This is a genomic window from Tolypothrix sp. FACHB-123 (assembly GCF_014697075.1).
In the GTDB taxonomy this organism is placed as follows: domain Bacteria; phylum Cyanobacteriota; class Cyanobacteriia; order Cyanobacteriales; family Nostocaceae; genus Aulosira.
This window is the reverse complement of record NZ_JACJRE010000052.1, coordinates 1-19,812: the sequence shown is the minus strand read 5'-3', so window position 1 is coordinate 19,812 and position 19,812 is coordinate 1. Positions and strand designations below refer to the sequence as shown.

At 41.1% G+C, this 19,812-nt stretch carries 19 protein-coding genes; 3 read left to right on the top strand and 16 right to left on the bottom strand.

Annotation, left to right across the window (positions count from 1 at the left end; translation table 11 throughout):
- Positions 1-23 precede the first annotated feature (23 nt).
- On the bottom strand, positions 24-848 hold the full coding sequence (locus H6G41_RS26215) for an alpha/beta fold hydrolase (protein ID WP_190750112.1): 825 nt from the start codon (positions 846-848) through the stop codon (positions 24-26).
- Between the two features lie 560 nt (positions 849-1,408).
- On the opposite strand from H6G41_RS26215, the gene H6G41_RS26210 reads away from it, so the two are divergent.
- Entirely contained in the window at positions 1,409-1,930 is a 522-nt protein-coding gene (locus H6G41_RS26210; RefSeq protein ID WP_190750110.1) for a DUF4878 domain-containing protein, read from the top strand.
- A gap of 108 nt (positions 1,931-2,038) precedes the next feature.
- On the opposite strand, the gene H6G41_RS26205 is transcribed toward H6G41_RS26210, so the two are convergent.
- The gene (locus tag H6G41_RS26205) at positions 2,039-4,108 is read right to left on the bottom strand and encodes an AarF/ABC1/UbiB kinase family protein (protein ID WP_190750108.1); all 2,070 of its coding nucleotides are present in this window, start codon (positions 4,106-4,108) and stop codon (positions 2,039-2,041) included.
- Between the two features lie 232 nt (positions 4,109-4,340).
- On the opposite strand from H6G41_RS26205, the gene H6G41_RS26200 reads away from it, so the two are divergent.
- Positions 4,341-4,706: a hypothetical protein gene (locus H6G41_RS26200; RefSeq protein ID WP_190750106.1), complete on the top strand. Its 366-nt coding sequence runs from the start codon at positions 4,341-4,343 to the stop codon at positions 4,704-4,706.
- Between the two features lie 11 nt (positions 4,707-4,717).
- Here H6G41_RS26200 and H6G41_RS26195 read toward each other — a convergent pair whose 3' ends face one another.
- The 7 genes from H6G41_RS26195 to H6G41_RS26165 all read right to left on the bottom strand — a co-directional run bounded on the left by H6G41_RS26195 (position 4,718) and on the right by H6G41_RS26165 (position 15,793).
- On the bottom strand, positions 4,718-7,657 hold the full coding sequence (locus H6G41_RS26195; protein ID WP_242038049.1) for a CHAT domain-containing protein: 2,940 nt from the start codon (positions 7,655-7,657) through the stop codon (positions 4,718-4,720).
- 127 nt (positions 7,658-7,784) lie between these two features.
- Positions 7,785-9,215, bottom strand: a complete 1,431-nt coding sequence (locus H6G41_RS26190) for a CHAT domain-containing protein (protein WP_190750104.1) — start codon at positions 9,213-9,215, stop codon at positions 7,785-7,787.
- Positions 9,216-9,469: 254 nt separating this feature from the next.
- The gene (locus tag H6G41_RS26185; RefSeq protein ID WP_242038048.1) at positions 9,470-9,973 is read right to left on the bottom strand and encodes a tetratricopeptide repeat protein; all 504 of its coding nucleotides are present in this window, start codon (positions 9,971-9,973) and stop codon (positions 9,470-9,472) included.
- 528 nt (positions 9,974-10,501) lie between these two features.
- Entirely contained in the window at positions 10,502-11,068 is a 567-nt protein-coding gene (locus tag H6G41_RS26180; protein WP_374939445.1) for an RNA 2'-phosphotransferase, read from the bottom strand.
- Between the two features lie 72 nt (positions 11,069-11,140).
- Positions 11,141-12,454: an amino acid permease gene (locus H6G41_RS26175; RefSeq protein WP_190750100.1), complete on the bottom strand. Its 1,314-nt coding sequence runs from the start codon at positions 12,452-12,454 to the stop codon at positions 11,141-11,143.
- A 515-nt stretch (positions 12,455-12,969) separates the two neighbouring features.
- Entirely contained in the window at positions 12,970-15,576 is a 2,607-nt protein-coding gene (mutS, locus tag H6G41_RS26170; protein ID WP_190750099.1) for a DNA mismatch repair protein MutS, read from the bottom strand.
- Positions 15,533-15,793 carry a hypothetical protein gene (locus H6G41_RS26165; RefSeq protein ID WP_190750097.1) on the bottom strand — a complete coding sequence of 87 codons (261 nt, stop codon included), beginning with the start codon at positions 15,791-15,793 and terminating at the stop codon, positions 15,533-15,535. Before H6G41_RS26165 ends, mutS begins: the two co-directional genes overlap by 44 nt.
- A 239-nt stretch (positions 15,794-16,032) precedes the next feature.
- Between H6G41_RS26165 and H6G41_RS26160 the strand changes: the two genes are divergently transcribed.
- On the top strand, positions 16,033-17,286 hold the full coding sequence (locus H6G41_RS26160; protein ID WP_190750095.1) for a competence/damage-inducible protein A: 1,254 nt from the start codon (positions 16,033-16,035) through the stop codon (positions 17,284-17,286).
- Positions 17,287-17,614: 328 nt separating this feature from the next.
- Here the strand turns inward: H6G41_RS26160 and H6G41_RS26155 are convergent, their stop codons facing one another.
- From H6G41_RS26155 to H6G41_RS26125, 7 genes are all read right to left on the bottom strand, one after another.
- Entirely contained in the window at positions 17,615-17,818 is a 204-nt protein-coding gene (locus H6G41_RS26155; protein WP_190750093.1) for a hypothetical protein, read from the bottom strand.
- Between the two features lie 11 nt (positions 17,819-17,829).
- Positions 17,830-18,081, bottom strand: a complete 252-nt coding sequence (locus H6G41_RS26150) for a CTB family bacteriocin (RefSeq protein WP_190750092.1) — start codon at positions 18,079-18,081, stop codon at positions 17,830-17,832.
- A 53-nt stretch (positions 18,082-18,134) separates the two neighbouring features.
- Positions 18,135-18,386, bottom strand: a complete 252-nt coding sequence (locus H6G41_RS26145; RefSeq protein WP_190750091.1) for a CTB family bacteriocin — start codon at positions 18,384-18,386, stop codon at positions 18,135-18,137.
- 53 nt (positions 18,387-18,439) lie between these two features.
- Positions 18,440-18,691 (bottom strand): CTB family bacteriocin, encoded by a 252-nt coding sequence (locus H6G41_RS26140; RefSeq protein ID WP_190750090.1) that lies wholly within the window; start codon positions 18,689-18,691, stop codon positions 18,440-18,442.
- Positions 18,692-18,744: 53 nt separating this feature from the next.
- Positions 18,745-18,996 carry a CTB family bacteriocin gene (locus tag H6G41_RS26135; protein WP_190750089.1) on the bottom strand — a complete coding sequence of 84 codons (252 nt, stop codon included), beginning with the start codon at positions 18,994-18,996 and terminating at the stop codon, positions 18,745-18,747.
- Positions 18,997-19,049: 53 nt separating this feature from the next.
- Positions 19,050-19,301 (bottom strand): CTB family bacteriocin, encoded by a 252-nt coding sequence (locus H6G41_RS26130; protein ID WP_190750088.1) that lies wholly within the window; start codon positions 19,299-19,301, stop codon positions 19,050-19,052.
- Positions 19,302-19,473: 172 nt separating this feature from the next.
- On the bottom strand, positions 19,474-19,725 hold the full coding sequence (locus tag H6G41_RS26125; protein ID WP_190750087.1) for a CTB family bacteriocin: 252 nt from the start codon (positions 19,723-19,725) through the stop codon (positions 19,474-19,476).
- Positions 19,726-19,812 lie beyond the last annotated feature (87 nt).

The window sequence follows — 19,812 nt, the reverse complement described above, 5'->3', positions numbered from 1 at the left end:
GAGGTAAAAATTTAGTTGGAAAATCAGCCTTTGAGAAAGGATAGAATATCGTTGTTTAGCTGTTCCCTATGGGTATTAGTTAAACCGTGAGGTGCGCCTGGATAAACCTTGAGGGTAGCATTTTTGACAATTTTAGCGGATGCGATCGCCGCCGCCTCAATCGGTACGATTTGGTCATCATCGCCATGAATAATCAGGGTTGGGACATCGAACTTTTTCAAATCTTCAGTAAAATCGGTCTCCGAGAAAGCTTTGATACAGTCAAATGCATTTTTATGACCAGCCAGCATCCCCTGTAACCAGAACCAATCAATCATACCTTGGGAGACTTGCGCACCCGGACGATTGAAGCCAAAAAACGGGCCGCTAGCTAAGTCCTTGTAAAGTTGCGATCGGTCGCTTAGGGAAGCAGTGCGCAAACCGTCGAACACTTCAATGGGTGAACCATCGGGATTATTCTCTGTCTTCAGCATCAATGGTGGAACAGCAGATATCAATGCAGCTTTGGCGATTCTACCTGTACCATGACGACCAATATAGCGCGCTACTTCACCACCACCTGTAGAGAAACCAATTAAGATAACTTCTTTTAAATCTAGGGTTTCTATCAGTGTAGCTAGGTCATCAGCATAGGTATCCATCTCATTCCCGTCCCAGGGTTGGCTAGAACGCCCATGTCCCCGTCTATCATGTGCGATCGCGCGATAACCGTGATTGGCGATAAAAACCATCTGATATTCCCAACTATCAGCATTCAGCGGCCAGCCGTGGCTGAAAATCACAGGTTGTCCAGCACCCCAGTCTTTGTAATAGATCTGTGTGCCATCTTTAGTGGTGATTGTACTCATGAAATTCCTCATAAATGGGTAGGGATTTAATTGGGTGAATGCAATTATTCAGCCAATACAAACTCAAATTTGCCCATAGTCACAAGCAAGCAATTAAATAATTCACACCATTAATTAAGGTGGCGTGCTTTATCTTGCTTATTTGCCCTTTTTTATATCCAAGCCAATTATGCAGCCTATATACCCACACTTAAAGCAAAAAAAGCAATATCTATCTTAAGAAGTACCTCAAAGGATAAATATCTACTCATATACTCACAAGTTCTTCACAATTTTTGCTTATTATGAAAATAAAAGCTCAAAACCAAGATAAATTCAAGAATTACAGCCCTGTATCTTTCGAGGAATAGCTAACCTCATATCAAGATTGTAGATTCCTATCTGATTAAATTTTCTTTAGCGATGTATTGGATACAAGAATGAGATGAAATCCCTTATTTCCAATACCAGCTATTTTGTCATAGCCATAAATTGTTTTTTTGGGAAACTTTTACCCTGATTTCATAGAGCTTTGAAAGATTTTGACAACAACCTTGTAACACACAAGGGGGTTAAAGGATATGAAACGTACTTTAATTGGTACAGCTTTAGCATTAGCAGTAATTCTATTCAATCCTATTGCTGCTGCCTATACTAAAACTCCTGCTAATCGTAACTTAGATAGCATCATATCTCAAGTTCAGGAAACAGCAACTCTACCTGAAATAGTTACAGAAGGATTAGAACTTTATAAACAGGGAAATGTTGAAGCTGCGGTGAATAAATGGACTAATAGCATGATATCTTTGTTCAACGAAGTTTCTATGGATTCTGATCAGAAACAAGAACAGATAAGATTGTTGAAAGAATCTATGCCGATGATTACGATGATGCTCAGTACTGTGAGAGAAAAATACGGAAATTGCCAGGAGTATTCAGTTATTAAGTCAATTCAACGTAATCCATATGTTCGCAGTATTTATCTTGAGATGAAACAGGAGAAAGGTTCTTTTTATATGGAGTTTATCACTGTAAAAACTGATAAAGATTGGCGGATATCTCATTATCATTTTAGTCCAGATATTGAAGATATCTTTCGGTAAATTAAGTGCGATCGCATTTCTAATCTGCCATGAAATACACTCAAATAAAAACCCTCACCTTGATTACACAAAATGTAAGGTGAGGGTTTTGAACTATCAAAAAGATGATTACACTCGCGCAGGTAAAGGTAACCTTGCTGGCTGGTTCAAATTACCACTTGAACTAGGATTAATATCATCCGCTGCTAATAAATCGCGAATTAATTTAGTTAAAGCCTTTTGCAGCAAGCGATTAGTAATTTGTTGACCTAAACGCTGTACTCCAGGATTTAAAATTAATTGCGCCATCTGGGGAGCAAGTTGCACTGGATCGAAACCACGAGTATCTCGGAGAATAGTCAAAATTTGTTTGATATGCTCTAAGGTTTGCTGTTGTTCAACTGTGGCTGCGGGAACTTCGTTAATCGCTGTAATTCCTACCTGTTCGCGTAGCAAATATGTGAAGTTATGCAAAACGTTTTTACTTAAAGCATTGAGTCCATTGACAAACTCATCTACCAATTTGTCGCGAATAAAACCGCCACGTTCGGAAGCGAGAAAATCTACTCCTTGATTGATGACTAGATTTAAATCGTAGTCTTCATTACCACGCGCATTGCGTAATAAGTTTTCTAACCTATTCCAACGGAATTTACCTTCTTTAAACAGTAAATCTTGTAATGATGCTCTCAGCGCTGGTGCGGTATCTGTTAACAAGCGTTTGGCTACGTAAGGATAAGCTTCACTCAAGACTTTAAAGTTGGGATCGATAAATATTGCAATCCCTTCTAACGTTACTAGAGAACGAATAATTAAAGCGTAGTAGGGAGGAACGCGGAAAGGATATTCATACATCAAAGCTGAGAGTTCATCAGTGATGCTTTTAATATTCAAATCTGCAACACTTGCACCTTGAGCATCTGCAAAGACTCTTGCAAAGGCGGGAATAATTGGTGTTAAGTCGGTTTCTGGGGAGAGAAAATCTAACTTAACGTAGTCTTTGGCTAAACCATCAAAGTCACGGTTAACAACATGGACGATCGCCTCAATTAAACCATAACGCTGGGGTGGTTTAATCTCGCTCATCATGCCAAAGTCGAGATAAGCCAACTTACCATCAAAGGTGGCTAATAAGTTACCGGGGTGGGGATCGGCGTGGAAAAATCCATGTTCTAGCAACTGACGCAGAGAACATTGTACCCCCACTTCAATTAAATAACGAGCGTCTATGCCTCTGGCTTTAATTTCCGGGGTTTGGGTTAATTTAATCCCGTTAATCCACTCCATCGTCAATACGCGACGATTGGTATATTCCCAATAGATTTTTGGAACGTAAATATCTTTGAGATGACCATATAACTGGAAAAAACGCTCAGCATTTTCTCCTTCATGTATATAGTCCATTTCTTCAAAAATGCGATCGCCTAATTCATCGAGAATCCCGACTAAATCGCTGCGTACGCGCTTAAAGGTTTTCTTTGCCCAACCAGCTATGCGCCGTAAAATATATAAGTCAATGGTAATTCGTTCTCTTAAATCGGGACGCTGGACTTTAACTGCTACTTCTTCACCAGTTTTCAGCTTACCTTTATAAACTTGTCCCAAAGAAGCTGCTGCAATTGGTGTGGCTGAAAGTTCTGTATAAATTTCGTCTGGCGGTGCGCCGAGTTCTTCTTCAATAAATTGGTATGCAATTTCGTTGGGAAACGGCGGTAATTGGTCTTGGAGTTTGGTAAGTTCTTCTAAAAATACAGGAGGAACTAAATCTGGCCTTGTAGATAAAGCCTGACCAATTTTGATGTAAGCAGGCCCTAATTTAGTTAATAATTCTCGCAGTTGTGCAGCACGGCGACGGTCATTTTTCACCACAATTCCCCGTTTGCTGTCCCACCACAAACCCAAAGCAAAGGAGAGTGTCGGCCCTAAGACAGCAAAAATCCGCCCTAAAACTTGGAGAGGTCTGTCTTGATAATGCGCTGCAATCTCAACAGGATCGTAGCGCGTCATCTCAGTTTCTCTCTTATTGGTCAAGGCTCTTTGTTGCTCGGCTGCTATCAGTCTTGGCGATTTCACCACCAAGCCTTGGTTGTCATTTGCGGACACAACTTCAGCAACATATACCTCGTCACGGCGGTTGTTGCTACCGCCATTGTCCTCCTCGATCGGTCGGGAAGCTGGGGGAAGTGTTTTCACAATCATGAAGAATGCCACCGGTCGAATTGATTATGTTAAGTATTGTAACAATATGTTTTACGTTCAGCACCCCGATTTATTAACAGAGAGCGGTTTTGTCTCCAGATTATCAGGATTTCTTAGCTGAGATGCCCTTTAGCAAATAATCCTTAATCCAGGAGAGTCATTACATTATATTTGTTATGTTTGTTGAATTTTATCTGTCTTGCGGTTAGTGGGTTAGCTTTCCCCATCTCCTATGCCGAAAATTGTCAATTTCATTAGCGGACACCTTGACTTAACACCAGCAGAGTTTGATACCTACTACCGTCCGGAAATCGATCGCGCGATCGCCCAAAATGAATCTTTTATTGTTGGCGATGCTAAAGGCGCAGATACCCTAGCGCAACAGTATCTGATAGAAAGAACTCAAGCGGTGACTGTCTATCACATGTTCGCCAGTCCGCGCAATAATGTCGGATTTCCCACCCGTGGCGGCTTTCACAGCGATGTTGAGCGCGATACCCAAATGACATTAGATTCCGATCGCGATATTGCTTGGGTTCGTCCGGGAAGAGAGCGATCGGGAACTCAAGCCAACCGCGATCGCCGATTAAAAACATAAATTACGAATTATTATTCCGCTTCGCCAATTAACGTAAACGCAGACCAATGCAAAGGATTGGTATATTTATCCTTCGCTGTTAACATTGCTTTGCGTAATGCTGTAGCTTTGTCAAGACCTTGTTGCAGATTTTGATAAAATTCCGTCATTAAAAATGCTGTAGAACCATCATCTACAGCCCAGAGAGAAACCATCACGCTGGGAACACCTGCGCTAATCAAAGAACGAGATAGACCAATTACACCATCACCTGTAATCCGACCTCTACCAGTATCACAAGCGCTGAGAACAACTAAATCTGCATTGATTTTCATATCTAAAATTTCTTCCGCAGTTAGCAAACCATCATCTTTAGCAGATGGAGTTAAAGCGATCGCACTTCCCAAACCCCGATTATCATCCAGTAAGCCATGTGTTGCTAAATGAATGTATCGCGCTTGCGGCATTTTTTGCGCGATCGCTGTTTCTGTGGCTTGATTACCTGTGATCGGTTTGGTTTTCAATAGAGGTGCGATCGCAGTTGCTTCACGTTCTGCACCCAATAATGGCGGTAACTTGATTGGTTTTTCTCCTACTTTTAAAGCTACACTCGGCATAGTAGGATTACCGACTACCAAAGCTTCTCCTGTCCCGATTTTCGCTTGTCCATTTTTCAGCTTTTGCTTGCGTGTTAAATCCAATACCTGAATTGATGGCGCAGTTAAGATAGTGTGTTTTTCAATTAAATATTTATTGTCTGCATCTTGCAACGCTGGGAAAGGAACCAAAAACAGCGAACCTTGAGGTATAAATATTACCCGGTCGTTGGGGTTTTTGGGTAGACTATCTGCGATCGGTTTAATTAACAGTTCATGTAACTGCTTTAAGCGTTGATTTTGCTGAGTTTTATCTACATTATTACCAGCAACAACGATACCACCAGCCCGACTATTAATATCTACCACACCAATAGAAGCACGCACATTGGTGACTAATTGGGATAAATTTATATTTTCTTTTTCCAATAAAGACTTAAGGTCACTGCGATGAAATGAGACTTCACCTGTAGGTTTAATCACCCAAATATATAATTCTGATTCTTGAGCTTGTGATTTACCTGCTATTTTGAAATCATCTGTAACTACTGAATATTGAACGAGAGTAGCATTTTGTAATTTGGCAATTTGTTTAATTTCTTTAATGTTTGGTGGAGTTGGGAATTGTTCATTGGAGTTAATAGATAATCGAGAAGCGAGTAAATCGACAAATGCGCGTCCTCGTCCGCGTTCAGCTATTTCTAAAGCGGCTTCAGTTCTATTTTGAGCAATTAGGACTTTTTGTAAAGTGTTGTAGGTATTACGTTGGGTTTCAAAAATGGAGACTTTTTCACTATCCTTTAATTCTCGACCCCGGAGAGATTCTTTAACTTTTATGCTTTCAATTAGGGTACTCTCGGCTAAAGTGAGATTGCCTTGTTTATAGAAAGCAAATCCTAGATTATTTAGTGCGAGACTTTCACTATTACGGTCTTTAATTTCTCGCGCGATCGCCAAGCTTTGTTGATGATACTCAATAGCTTTAGGGTAGTCTCCCAAGTAACCGTAAGCAGTACCGAGATTTCCCAGTGACTTACCCTCACCTTGACGATCTTGAATTTCTCGTGCGATCGCCAAGCTTTGTTGATGATACTCAATAGCTTTTTTGTAGTCTCCCAAGAAATAGTAGGCAAGACCAAGATTTCCTAGTGCTGTACCCTCATTTTGACGGTCTTGAATTTCTCGTGCGATCGCCAAGCTTTGTTGATAGTACTCAATAGCTTTTTTGTGGTCTCCCAAGAAATAGTAGGCAAGACCGAGATTTCCCAGTGCCTTTCCCTCACTTTCACGGTCTTTAATTGAGCGCGCGATCGCCAAGCTTTGTTGTGAGTATTCAATAACTTTAGGGTAGTCTCCCAAGTAACCGTAAGCAGTACCGAGATTTCCCAGTACCTTACCCTCACTTTGACGGTCTTTGATTTGGCGTGCGATCGCCAAGCCTTGTTGATAGTATTCAATAACTTTAGGGTAGTCTCCCAAGGAACTGTAAGCAAGACCGAGATTTCCCAGTGCCTTACCCTCACTTTGACGGTCTTTGATTTGGCGTGCGATCGCCAAGCCTTGTTGTAGGTACTCAATAGCTTGTTTGTAGTCTCCTAAATAAACGTAGACAAGACCTAGATTCGAGAGTGCTGCACCTTCACTTTGACGGTCTTTGATTTCTCTTGCGATCGCCAATAGTTGTTGTAGATACTCAATAGCTTTGGGGTATTTTCCCAAAGAAAGGTAGGCAAGACCGAGATTTCCTAGTGACTTACCCTCACCTTCACGGTCTTTAATTTCCTGTGCTATGGACAAGCTTTGTTGTAGGTACTCAATAGCTTTAGGGTAGTCTCCTAAATAAACGTAGGCAAGACCGAGATTCAAGAGTGCTGCACCTTCACTTTCACGGTCTTTAATTTCCCGTGCGATCACTAATACTTGTTGTTGGTACTCAATAGCTTTGGGGTAGTCTCCCAAAGAAAGGTAGGCAAGACCGAGATTCAAGAGTGCTTTACCCTCACTTTGACGGTTTTTAATTTCCTGTGCTATGGACAAGCTTTGTTGTAGATACTCAATAGCTTTAGAGTAGTCTCCTAAATAAACGTAGGCAAGACCGAGATTCAAGAGTGCTTTACGCTCACCTTCACGGTCTTTAATTTCGCGGTAGATAGAAAGTGCTTGCTGCCAAGACTGCAATGCTGCTGTAAATTGACTTGTCTGAAGCTGCTGAATACCTAGCTGCAACAATCTGTCTGCTTCGGCTTTCCGTACATCTGTTGTTTGCGCCAAAACTCGCGATGCTGTTACCATTGGCAAATTAAAAACAGAAGAAGTAGAAACAATCGCTAATAAACAAACAAAAATACCAAAGCCACTTTTATAAAAACGCATCATAAATTATTAATGATGAATTATGAATTATGAAGTCGTAGGGGCACGGCATCCATAATATTTTGCAGCATCATATAATTTTATCAGTGCCGTGCCCCTACAATTTTTAACACCAAGCGAATTGACACAATTAAGGCAAACCCACTAATATAAACATCCCCCAATCCAACGGATTAGGATTTCGTTTCATCGTCGCCAACATCGCTTGTCGCAACGCCGCAGCTTTATCAGAATTTTTACTTAAATTTTTATGAAATTCGGTCATTAATGCTGCTGTTTGGTCATCAGGAATATCGCCCAAAGTTCCGATTACACTGTTTGCACCCGCCACAAAAAATGCACGAGATAAGCCAATTACACCATCACCTGTGATTTTTCCTAAAGCCGAATCACAACTACTTAAAACAACTAAATCTGCTTTTAACTTCAGCTTATTAACTTCACTACTAGTTAACCAACCATCATCTTGACTCGAAGGTGCAAACGCCAATAAACCAGGAATTTCTAAAGCTTGTGCTAAAAATCCTGTAGTTGCTAAATGAATAATTCTGGCGGTGGACATTTGCTGGACAACCGTTGTTTCTGTTGCCGCATCTCCTATTAACGCTTGAGTATTATAGATATTGGCAATACTTTTTGCTTCCTTTTCTGTACCTGGTAGGGGTGGTAGTTGGTTAAATTTTTCATCCTCATATAAAGGTTTAGTAGGTAAGGTAGGATTACCAACTATCAGCACATTTTGATTAGCATTGGTATTTGCAGCGCTGCGTTTTGCCAATAAATCTAGAACTTGAATTGCTGGTGCAGTAGCAATTGTATGTTTTTCAATTAAATATTTATTATTTTCATCTTGTAGCGCCGCAAAAGGAACTAAAAATAGTTTATCTTGAGGAATAAAAATTACTCTAGACTCTGGGTTTTTGGGTAAAAGGTCGGCAATTGGTTGAATCAGTATTTGATTTAATTGCTTCCAAGTTAATTTAGAAGGATTTTGTTTGCTGACTGTTGCTCTGATTCCACCTTTATTTAGCTCAACTCTTGCGCTACTATGTGGTTGAACTTGCTTAATCAAATCTGCCAGTGTCGTCTTTTCTTTTTGTTGCCAAGCTTGTAAATCAACCTTACGCAGAGAAATTTCACCAGTAGGCGGAATCACCCAAATTACCAATTCAGAATCTTGAGTTTGTCTTTTACCATCAACAGTCACATCTGCTTTTAAAAGTGTATATTGCACAAGGGTAGCATTTTGATTTTTAGCTACTTGCTTAATTTCCTCAACCCTTGGTGTATCTACATTTTTTGTTGGTAAACTTTGAGCTAATAAATCTACTAACCCTCTTTCTCTTCCACGTTCAGAAATTTCTAAGGCTGCTGTGGGTTGATTTTGGGCAATCAGCGACTTGAGCAGATTGTGAGAGATAGGAGTTTGCTTTTCTAATATTGATGTTTTATTGATATTTGTTAATAAAAGTGGCGATTTATCTAATGCTATGGTCGAAGCTAGAGGTAATGTTAAGCAAGTAACACAGCTAATGAATGCCAGAGCTAATTTTTGTTGCATATTTTCCTATCTATAAATAAATTTAGCCAGCAGTTTTTTCTGATTTGATAATTCAAGCTAGCTACCCAGATACCCGACTTATTAAATAAATCGGGTATCTAGTTTTATCTGAGTTTATCATTATACCTGGGGATGTAATCTCTGAGGTTATCAGACATTTAATAATTGTAGGTGCGTTGTGTTACGCGACAACACACCCTACATTATTAGCAACCATCGCGTAAATTAAGAATTACGAATTACGAATTTAGAAGTTACGCATTCCGTATCCGCTCTAAAGCATCAAGAGATTTTTGAGCCATTTCTGTTTCCCCTGCCTTTTGGAAAATATTAGCTGCTATTTGCAAATCAGAAATTGCTTGCTGCTTGCTACCTAAGGCATAATTAGACATACCTCGGAACAAATAAGCATAACCAATATTAGAATTCAGGTTAATAGTTTGGTCAAAATCTGCTTTGGCTTCTTGATATTGCTTTAAGTTAAAGTAAGCAAAACCTCTACCAAGATAGCCATAGGGATTATTGGGTACTATTCGGATTGCTTGGTTAAAAGCTTGAATAGCGCCGCGATAATCATCCTTTTCTAATAATGAAAATCCTTGGTTAATATAGGTTTTGAAATTATCGTTATCAGTTGTAGATTGAGTGAATTGAGTTTGTACATCGTTGGTGGGTAACTTTTCAGCATTGGCTTTAGGAGCGCAAACCATTAAGCCAAATACAACCATCAAAGATGCTAAACCTTTAATACCTTTCATTTTTTGTTCTCCAATAAAATACATGACAAACAGTTGTGAGTATGGACTGGAATTAATCATCCAGGGAAAATTGCTAGTAGAGATACCGTGACATTGGTTGCCTTAGTTAGCAAAACCTTTTGCTTTGGTTGTCTCACTGTTCTATAGTTCTCAGCTTGTCGAACTTATGCAGTTTTAGAAAGTGAAGCAATTTTCCTTTCCTGTTTATCTATATCTCTGGGAGTTAGGGGGGTATGCAGAAAATATTGGGCATGGGGCATTGGGCATGGGGGAAAATCTTCTCTGAATCATCCCAACCACTATATTTTCTCTGCACGACAGACACTTTGCTTAAGTCGGCAAAGCCGTCCACGCAAGTGTCCTCCTCTGCGTACTCTGCGGTTCAAAAATAATTTATCCCAATTAAAAAAACAATGGGACAGATGGTAGGGGCATGGCACTGCCATGCCCTCTAGAATATATTGATGTGCCGCTAAAGTCCTCAATAGGAAATGAATTCCCAATTATAGTGCCCGTCGTACTGTCGAGTTAAATTTTTTGCAGATATTCAGGCGGTACATTGTCAACTAACCAAACACCATTATCAGAACAGTAGAATTGATAACCTGCTCGATACATTGATGCAGTGTCTACAGCCAAGACTACAGGTTTTCCATGTCTAGCACCAACAGTCTGGGCTGTGGCAATATCTATTGATAAATGGACATGGTGCCGTGACATTTTAGAAATTCCTGTTTGTAGAATTGACTCTACAGACTTATGTCCTGTACCGTGATACAACACCTGTGGTGGAATAACTGGTTGGAATTGCAAATCGACTTCTACACTATGTCCTTGATTAGCACGGATGAGAGTGCCTGTAGAGTCAAAGGAAAAGCGCTTTTTATCATTAGTGACGACTACTTCTTGCAATTCCTCCAAGGTGAAGGGAAATTGATGCTTGGCACAGGCTGCTAAAAGTTCTTGCACTTCCACCCAGCCACCAGCAGCGAGTTTAATACCAATGCTATCTGGTTGGTGGCGTAGATGTTTGCTGAGATATTTGCTGATTTTAACTAAGCGATTGTCCATTATTTTGGGCGCTGTGCGTGTCATTTGTTATTTGTCATAATCCTTAATTTAATTACGAATTACGAATTACGAACTTGTACTGAGCTTGTCGAAGTATTACGAATTATTTATTATTGTTGACCAAATCTGTTTACCGATGATGGCTAAGGCCAGGGAAATCATGACGATGAGTGTGGCTTTACCACCAGGAACAAGTGATTGATAAACTTTGTTTGAATGTTGGTGTCGTTGCTTCCATGTCATTAATACGGGAATAATTCCACCTAAAACGGAGATGCTAAATGTACCAACATAATCTAAAGCCGTAAAGAAAATGTTGGGATTGATGACTCCGAAACTCATAGGCGGTAACAGAATCATCGAGTAAAGGCGTAAGCGACTAGAAAGTTGTATTTGGGTAGCTAAGAATATCTCTTGGAAGAAGTCTAGCAATCCATAAACAAAGCCGATGAATGATGTGGCGATCGCAAATTCTGAGAAAATTGACACTAGCACTCCTAACCATTCTCCTGCACCACCCGATCGCAAAATTTCTAAAGGGTCAAATATTGTTTGACCATTACCAGTATTATGAACCATATCTGGGCTGACGCTTCCCAAGATGACTGCATTCCAGGCTAGGAACATAATTAAGGGAATCGCGGAACCAATGACAATAGACTGACGAATTTTGCTTGTATCCCCTTCTAGCTGAGTCACGACCACTGGCACAATATTATGGTAAAACAAGGCTACAGCCATGACTGACACAGCGCTGCCGACTGCACTCCAATTTTGAAAGAAAAACTGTGTAGTCTTAACTTGTCCGCCAGCGAGTAATAAGAGTCCTAAAAATGAAGCGAGGACAATAGCGACAAATACACTATTAAGTTTTTCGACAAACTTGTCTCGCCCAAAATACATAATCCCACCAAATACAAGTGTGAACACAGTTGTTCCTACCCATGCAGGGACAGCATTTTCTACGCCTAATAAATTAGCGATCGCATTTCCTAAAATCTCTCCGCCTTGGGTGGTGTAAGCTACTAGCAAGGCATAGTGTAAAAACAAATATGTACCGCCAGCAACTCGCGCACCAATCAAGCCGAGGGTGTTCTCAATCATCGCTAACATCCCCACACTCGGACGCCCTGCTAGCCGCATTGTATTGACTGAGGCTTCTGCAATCAATAAACCAGATACTAAAGTGTATAACCAGACTGCAATTAATAGGGCTGTGGATGGAACAATACCAGATGGTAAAGTTACCGCAGGTAGAGCTAAAATTCCCGCACCTACCGTAGTTCCCGCAACTAAGGCTGTACTTCCTAATACGCTACCTGGTTGATGACTTAGCTGCTTTCCATCAAATTCCAGGTTAGAAAACAACCGAGTATTTTGTTCTTCATGGGATTTGATTGCAGTCTGCATAGGAGTCTTGCTCAAGTATGGGTGCAATTTGCTAGGTTAACGTTACGTTATGTAACCAATCTTAGCAAAACCTTATCAGTGGTTTAGCACAGCTTGGCATTCTCCATTGGTGTCAACTTGAGCTTCTAAGGCTTACCCCATAGGCTTTTCACTCCATCCCTTAATCCCCTGCCCGTAAATGGGCTACCGTGTACACACAAGTCGAATTTTTTCTTAAATCCCAAACTTCTAAACAAAACCTTCTGCCCTCTGCCCTCAGCATAGCTGCCTTCTTCAATGAATTCGAGTAGTCGTTTATTGATTCGGGGTAGTCATTTATTGATTCGGGGTTGTCGTTTATTGATTCGGGGTTGTCGTTAGGGTGGGGTAAAACCCAAATTCTTGAGCAACTTCAGACTTGTTTGTACACCGTACTAGGCACAACAGGGAGAACCCCCGCAAGCGCCTGCCTTGGAAACCCGTCCAACGCAGGGCTGCCCCAATGCCCAATGCCCAATGCCCAATGCCCAATGCCCCTAAAGATTTTCCCGTAAACCCATCGCAATTTTACTGTGTTTTTCTATTTGTCCCATGACTTGTTTTGCCCGTTTAATTACTACCGCAGGTAAACCGGCTAATCTTCCGGCTTCGATTCCGTAGGATTTATCTGCACCGCCTGGTTGAACTTGGTGTAAAAAGATAATTTGGTCTGGTAGTTCTTTAACTGTCACTTGATAATTCGCAACATTGGTTAACATTCCCGCGAGTTCGTTTAATTCGTGGTAATGGGTAGCAAAAATTGTTCTGGCTTTGATATCTGTAGCTAAATATTCAGCTACCGCCCAAGCTATGGAAAGTCCGTCAAAGGTGGCTGTTCCTCGCCCAATTTCATCTAATAATACTAATGACCTTGAGGTTGCATGGTTGAGAATATTTGCGGTTTCGTTCATCTCTACCATAAATGTAGATTGACCTGTGGCTAAATCATCAACTGCACCTACACGGGTAAAAATGCGATCGCATACTCCCAATTTAGCAAACCTTGCCGGCACAAAACTCCCCGTCTGCGCCATTAACTGTATTAATCCTACCTGACGCAAATAACAACTTTTACCACTCGCATTCGGCCCTGTAAGAATAATTAAGTCAGGGTTGACTGTTGACTGTTGACTATTGACTATTGACTGTTGACTGTTGACTGTTGACTGTTGACCTAATTGTGTAGAATTGGGGACGAAGAAGCCAGCAGGTAAGGATTGTTCGACTACTGGGTGTCTTCCTTCGACAATTTCTATTTCTCTTCCGGGTACAATTTCGGGACGACAATAACCTTGGTTTACGGCTAACTCGGCTAAACCACACAAAACATCGGCTGCTGCTACCGCCCGTGACAGGTTGCGGATAATTTCTGCTTGTGCGCCGACTTCTTCCCGCAAGGCGACAAAAATCTCATATTCCAACTGATTTAAATCATCGCGGGCTGAGAGAATTCTGGCTTCCCGTTCTTTTAATTCTGGGGTGATATACCGTTCTTCATTCGTCAGGGTTTGCTTGCGGATGTAGTTGGCGGGTACTTGGTCGGCTTTGCTGCGAGAAATACTAATATAGTAACCAAAGGTTTTATTAAATCCTACCTTGAGATTAGGAATACCTGTTCTAGCGCGCTCATCTACTTCTAAATTCGCAATCCATTGTTGATCCCCTTCTACGGTGGCTTTGCTTTCATCTAATAAATTATTTACGCCAGCCCGAATTAAACCGCCTTCTTTAATATGTATGGGTGGTGTTTCTACTATATGGGCGTGGATTTTTGCGGCTAATTCTTCTAATACGGGCGGTGCTTTTTGTAAGGCTTTGAGAAATGGCGAATTGGCTTCGACAACTAACTCCGCTAATTCTGGTAAGCGAGAAAGAGAATCTGCTAACGCCATTAAATCTTTGGCGTTTGCTGTTCCCGAACCAGCCCTACCTGTTAACCTTTCTAAGTCGTAAATTTGCTTTAATAACTGGCGCAATTCTTGACGCAGGGAGGTATTTTCTACTAATTCTTGAATGGTATCTTGCCTAGCACGAATACCTTTAATATCAATTAATGGTTGCAATAACCAGCGCCGTAACGCCCGCCCGCCCATTGCAGTGCTAGTTCTATCCAAAGCCCAAAGTAGAGAACCGTGAAAAGTTCCATCGCGGACAGTTTGCGTAATTTCTAAGTTGCGGCGGGTTTGATGGTCTACTATTAAATAATCGGTGACGGTATAGCTGCGTAATAATTGCAGGGGTAATTGGTTTTCTTTTTGGGTATCTTCGAGATATTCCAATAACCCACCAGCAGCGCGTACAGCCAGGGGGAGATGTTCGCAACCCAATCCTTCAAGCGATCGCAGTTTATATTTCTGCAATAATCTACTTCTAGCTTCACCTTGAGAAAATGAAGATTGCGATCGCAAACAATAACAAAATGTCGGCGGTAAACATTGGGGTAAATGGGGCGAACTTTCTCCCGGACGCAGTAAAATACCTAAATCTGGGGCGTTGGTAGGAAACAGCACCTCGGAAGGCTGTAAGCGCATTAACTCTTGCGTCAGGTGTTCTAAGTCACTACCCTGAGTTGTCAGAAATTCCCCCGTAGAAATATCTGCATAAGCCAAACCCCAATGATTAGCCGCAATTACCACAGCAGTTAAGTAATTATTGCGACTTGCTTTTAGCATTCCTTCTTCTAGCAAAGTCCCAGGCGTGAGGATGCGGGTTACTTCCCGACGCACTAAACCCACAGCTTCCGAAGCATCTTCTACTTGGTCGCAAATTACTACTGCATAACCCTTTTCCACCAGTTGAGTAGTGTAGCGTTCCCAAGCATGGTGCGGGACACCAGTCATCGCCACCCGTCCCACTTCACCGCCGTGTTTGCTAGTCAGAACTAATTCCAGTTCCCGCGAAACAGTCACAGCATCTTGAAAAAAAGTTTCAAAAAAATCTCCCACCCGATACAGCAATAGCGCATGAGGATACTTATCCTTCACTTCCACATAATGCTGATACATCTTGCTCAGTTTACTGCGGTCTACTAATCGCGTATCCGAATGCGGCGTAGTCGAGTTACTGGGTTCCGTTGGCTGGATATCGTCGTAAGAAGCGGTCATAAATCCTAGAAGTTACGCAGGGAGATGCCACAGGATCTGATGATAGCGTCTTTTTGGGTATGGGGCATAGGGCATTGGGCATTGGTAATTTCTTTGCTATGACGGTAGTTGCTACCACAGGGGGAACCCCAACGGACACTTGCTTCAAGTTGGCAGAGCCGCTCAACACAGTGTCCTCCGTACCCGCATTTCTCACAAGCAGTAGGGGCGGGTTCACAGATATGATTCCATTATTCACGACTATCTCGCTTAACCCGCCCCTACGACCTCTGGACAAAGAGAAATCTAGGTATTGAAAAATTTGGTGAGAAATCCAGGCGTAACGCACTGCCCCCCACTGCATCAAAGTGGGGCTTCAATATCTTGAGGTTGGCAGGTAAAATTAGGGTTTCTCTAATTCTCCCCATTGTGGAGAAACATTTGGACAGGGGTTCATAAATTTAAAATCTAAAATCTATGAGTGCAGAAATTATTTGTGTTGGTACAGAAATGCTGTTAGGAGATATTCTGAACAGCAATGCCCAATATTTAGCTAAACAATTAGCCCAACTAGGTATTCCCCATCACTATCAAACCGTAGTCGGAGATAATGTTGAAAGACTCAAGCAAGTTATCGATATTGCTACTTCCAGGGCGCAAATTTTGATTTTTACAGGTGGACTTGGCCCCACCCCAGATGACCTTACCTGTGAAACCATCGCTGATTTTTTTGGCGCGCCTTTGGTAGAAAAGACGGAAATTATCGAAGATATGACGGCGAAATTTGCCCAACGGGGTAGATTGATGAGTGCGAATAACCGCAAACAAGCTTTAATTCCCCAAGGTGCAGATATTTTACCTAACCCTACGGGCACAGCACCGGGGATTATTTGGCAACCCCGTCCCGGAGTGACCATTTTAACCTTCCCTGGCGTACCCTCAGAAATGTATCGGATGTGGGAAGAGACAGCAGTACCTTTTCTCAAAAGCCAAGGCTGGGGTCAAGAAATTATTTATAGCCGCAGTTTAAGATTTTGGGGAATTGGTGAATCTGCTTTAGCTGAAAAAGTCGCTCCTTATTTTGACTTGACTAATCCCACAGTTGCACCTTATGCAGGTAATGGGGAAGTGAGATTGAGAGTTTCTGCTAAGGCGGCTTCGGAAGCAGTAGCAGCCGATTTAATTGCACCGATTGAACAACAAATCAAAGAAATTGCTGGCTTAGATTATTACGGTGTTGATAATGATACCTTAGCTGTGGTAGTGGGTAAGTTATTGCAGGCATCGGGAGAAACTTTATCAGTAGCCGAATCATGCACTGGTGGGGGATTAGGGCAAATGTTAACCGATATTTCTGGTAGTTCGGAATACTTTTGGGGCGGTGTAATTTCTTATGACAACTCAGTGAAAGTGGGTATGTTAGGCGTTAACTCAGAGGATTTGGATAAATTTGGTGCTGTGAGTGCTACTGTTGCTGAACAAATGGCGCTGGGAGTCAAAACTCGCCTGGCGACGACTTGGGGATTAGGTGTAACTGGTATTGCCGGCCCAACAGGGGGGACAGATACAAAGCCTGTAGGTTTGGTTTATGTGGGTTTAGCCGGGCCGAAAGATGAACTCACCAGTATTGAGTATCGGTTTGGCTCAACAAGAACTCGCTCTTATATTCGCTATGTCAGCGCCTGTGGTGCGTTGGATATGCTACGGCGGAAGTTATTGACTAGAGATTGACGCGATTCATTCCTTTAAAATTAGCCGTCATCCACCAAGGATGCGGCTAGTTGAATAGGTCTATTTAATTACAATTTAATTATGGTTGAGCTTTTGTTTAATCGTCTCTATTACCGATTTAATATTAGTAGCGATCGCATTTATAGATACTGGACTAAAATTAGCAATTTGTAGCTCTGGCAGAATCTCTTCTCAAGATATATTTGGATTAAATACTAGTAATAAAAAATCACCCTGTTTAGTGCTAAACAAGGGTGAGGTTTGTGTGGATGAGAAGAAATGAAGGAGATTAGACTTAAAGCCAGTTCAATTCAGAGAAAATTTATAATTAAATCACAGGAATGCTAGGTTTAGTGTTGAATACTGGTGGTGTTGGCTGAATAACTGGTAACTCTTTTTGAAGAAATTCGTTAATAGCTTGAGATATAGTTCCTTGAATATCTGGTATTACTACATCTACTCCACCTGCAACGTTATACATTTCTTGTTCAGAAAGTTCAACTGCACTGATGTTTTTAATTTCCTTAGACATAGTTTTGCTCATTAACCAATTGCAATATTCAAACCAGCAGAAGTAGAAATTTCTTTGATGGCAGCAATTGAACCAGTACTGCTACCATTCGGGCCGGCTGAAGTTTGTTGGGCAACTACTAATTCTTTTTGGAAGAATTTGTTGCCAGCTTGAGAAGCATATCCTTGAGCATCACCTATGACTACAGATAATCCACCAGCTACGTTATCTAGTTCTTGTTCAGAAAGTTCAACTGCAACTACATTTTTAATTTCGTGAGACATTGTTTTACTCCTAATTTTGTGTTGATGAATCAGTATGTTTGGGAATTAATAAATTAACCGATTGCAATGTTCAAGCCAGCAGAACTAGCAACTTCTTTTAAGCTGGTAATTGAACCAGTGCTGCTACCATTGGGGCCGGCTGAAGTTTGTTGGGCAACTACTAATTCTTTTTGGAAGAATTTGTTGCCAGCTTGAGAAGCATATCCTTGAGCATCACCTATGACTACAGATAATCCACCAGCTACGTTATCTAGTTCTTGTTCAGAAAGTTCAACTGCAACTACATTTTTAATTTCGTGAGACATTGTTTTACTCCTAATTTTGTGTTGATGAATCAGTATGTTTGGGAATTAATAAATTAACCGATTGCAATGTTTAAACCAGCAGAACTAGCAACTTCTTTTAAGCTGGTAATTGAACCAGTGCTGCTACCATTAGGGCCGGCTGTGGTTTGTTGAGCAACTACTAACTCTTTTTGGAAGAATGTGTTACCAGCTTGAGAAGCATATCCGTTAACATCACCTATGACTACAGATAATCCACCAGCTACGTTATCTAGTTCTTGTTCAGAAAGTTCAACTGCAACTACGTTCTTAATTTCGTGAGACATGGTTTTACTCCTAATTTTGTGTTGATGAGTCAGTATGTTTGGGAATTAATAAATTAACCGATTGCAATGTTTAAACCAGCAGAACTAGCAACTTCTTTTAAGCTGGTAATTGAACCAGTGCTGCTACCATTGGGGCCGGCTGAGGTTTGTTGAGCAACTACTAACTCTTTTTGGAAGAAATTGTTATTAGCTTGAGAAGCATATCCGTTAACATCACCTAGAACTAAAGCTAGTCCACCAGCTACGTTATCTAGTTCTTGTTCAGAAAGTTCAACTGCAACTACATTTTTGATTTCGTGAGACATTATTTTACTCCTAATTTTGTGTTGATGATTCAGGATGCTTGAGAGATGGGAAATTAACCGATTGCAATGTTTAAACCAGCAGAAGTAGAAATTTCTTTGATGGCAGCAATTGAACCAGTGCTGCTACCATTCGGGCCGGCTGAGGTTTGTTGAGCAACTACTAACTCTTTTTGGAAGAATGTGTTACCAGCTTGAGAAGCATATCCGTTAACATCACCCAGAACTAAAGCTAATCCACCAGCTACGTTATCTAGTTCTTGTTCAGAAAGTTCAACTGCAACTACATTCTTGATTTCGTGAGACATTGTTTTACTCCTAATTTTGCGTTAATTGGTAAAGGCGTTGCGTTGCATATTTCTGGGATAATTTGTTTGATTCAGAGACAATTAGACACAGATACAATGCGAGCTTTGAAAATTGAATGCTAAAATTTCATCCCTTGTTTCCGCAACGCCGATGTCAATATTTTTGGCAGAATTAACCAATTGCAATATTCAAACCAGCAGAAGTAGAAATTTCTTTGATGGCAGCAATTGAACCAGTGCTGCTACCATTCGGGCCAGCTGAGGTTTGTTGAGCAACTACTAACTCTTTTTGATAGAAGCCGTTAGTAGCTTGAGAAGCATATCCTTGAGCATCACCTATGACTACAGATAATCCACCAGCTACGTTATCTAGTTCTTGTTCAGAAAGTTCAACTGCAACTACGTTCTTAATTTCGTGAGACATTGTTTTACTCCTAATTTTGTGTTGATGAATCAGTATGTTTGGGAATTAATAAATTAACCGATTGCAATGTTCAAACCAGCAGAACTA

Bases quoted from the DNA above. Each gene is read 5' to 3' on its own strand.
- H6G41_RS26215 (WP_190750112.1), bottom strand. From the start codon at position 848: ATGAGTACAATCACCACTAAAGATGGCACACAGATCTATTACAAAGAC.
- H6G41_RS26210 (WP_190750110.1), top strand. From the start codon at position 1,409: ATGAAACGTACTTTAATTGGTACAGCTTTAGCATTAGCAGTAATTCTA.
- H6G41_RS26205 (WP_190750108.1), bottom strand. From the start codon at position 4,108: ATGATTGTGAAAACACTTCCCCCAGCTTCCCGACCGATCGAGGAGGAC.
- H6G41_RS26200 (WP_190750106.1), top strand. From the start codon at position 4,341: ATGCCGAAAATTGTCAATTTCATTAGCGGACACCTTGACTTAACACCA.
- H6G41_RS26195 (WP_242038049.1), bottom strand. From the start codon at position 7,657: ATGATGCGTTTTTATAAAAGTGGCTTTGGTATTTTTGTTTGTTTATTA.
- H6G41_RS26190 (WP_190750104.1), bottom strand. From the start codon at position 9,215: ATGCAACAAAAATTAGCTCTGGCATTCATTAGCTGTGTTACTTGCTTA.
- H6G41_RS26185 (WP_242038048.1), bottom strand. From the start codon at position 9,973: ATGAAAGGTATTAAAGGTTTAGCATCTTTGATGGTTGTATTTGGCTTA.
- H6G41_RS26180 (WP_374939445.1), bottom strand. From the start codon at position 11,068: ATGACACGCACAGCGCCCAAAATAATGGACAATCGCTTAGTTAAAATC.
- H6G41_RS26175 (WP_190750100.1), bottom strand. From the start codon at position 12,454: ATGCAGACTGCAATCAAATCCCATGAAGAACAAAATACTCGGTTGTTT.
- mutS (WP_190750099.1), bottom strand. From the start codon at position 15,576: ATGACCGCTTCTTACGACGATATCCAGCCAACGGAACCCAGTAACTCG.
- H6G41_RS26160 (WP_190750095.1), top strand. From the start codon at position 16,033: ATGAGTGCAGAAATTATTTGTGTTGGTACAGAAATGCTGTTAGGAGAT.
- H6G41_RS26155 (WP_190750093.1), bottom strand. From the start codon at position 17,818: ATGTCTAAGGAAATTAAAAACATCAGTGCAGTTGAACTTTCTGAACAA.
- H6G41_RS26150 (WP_190750092.1), bottom strand. From the start codon at position 18,081: ATGTCTCACGAAATTAAAAATGTAGTTGCAGTTGAACTTTCTGAACAA.
- H6G41_RS26145 (WP_190750091.1), bottom strand. From the start codon at position 18,386: ATGTCTCACGAAATTAAAAATGTAGTTGCAGTTGAACTTTCTGAACAA.
- H6G41_RS26140 (WP_190750090.1), bottom strand. From the start codon at position 18,691: ATGTCTCACGAAATTAAGAACGTAGTTGCAGTTGAACTTTCTGAACAA.
- H6G41_RS26135 (WP_190750089.1), bottom strand. From the start codon at position 18,996: ATGTCTCACGAAATCAAAAATGTAGTTGCAGTTGAACTTTCTGAACAA.
- H6G41_RS26130 (WP_190750088.1), bottom strand. From the start codon at position 19,301: ATGTCTCACGAAATCAAGAATGTAGTTGCAGTTGAACTTTCTGAACAA.
- H6G41_RS26125 (WP_190750087.1), bottom strand. From the start codon at position 19,725: ATGTCTCACGAAATTAAGAACGTAGTTGCAGTTGAACTTTCTGAACAA.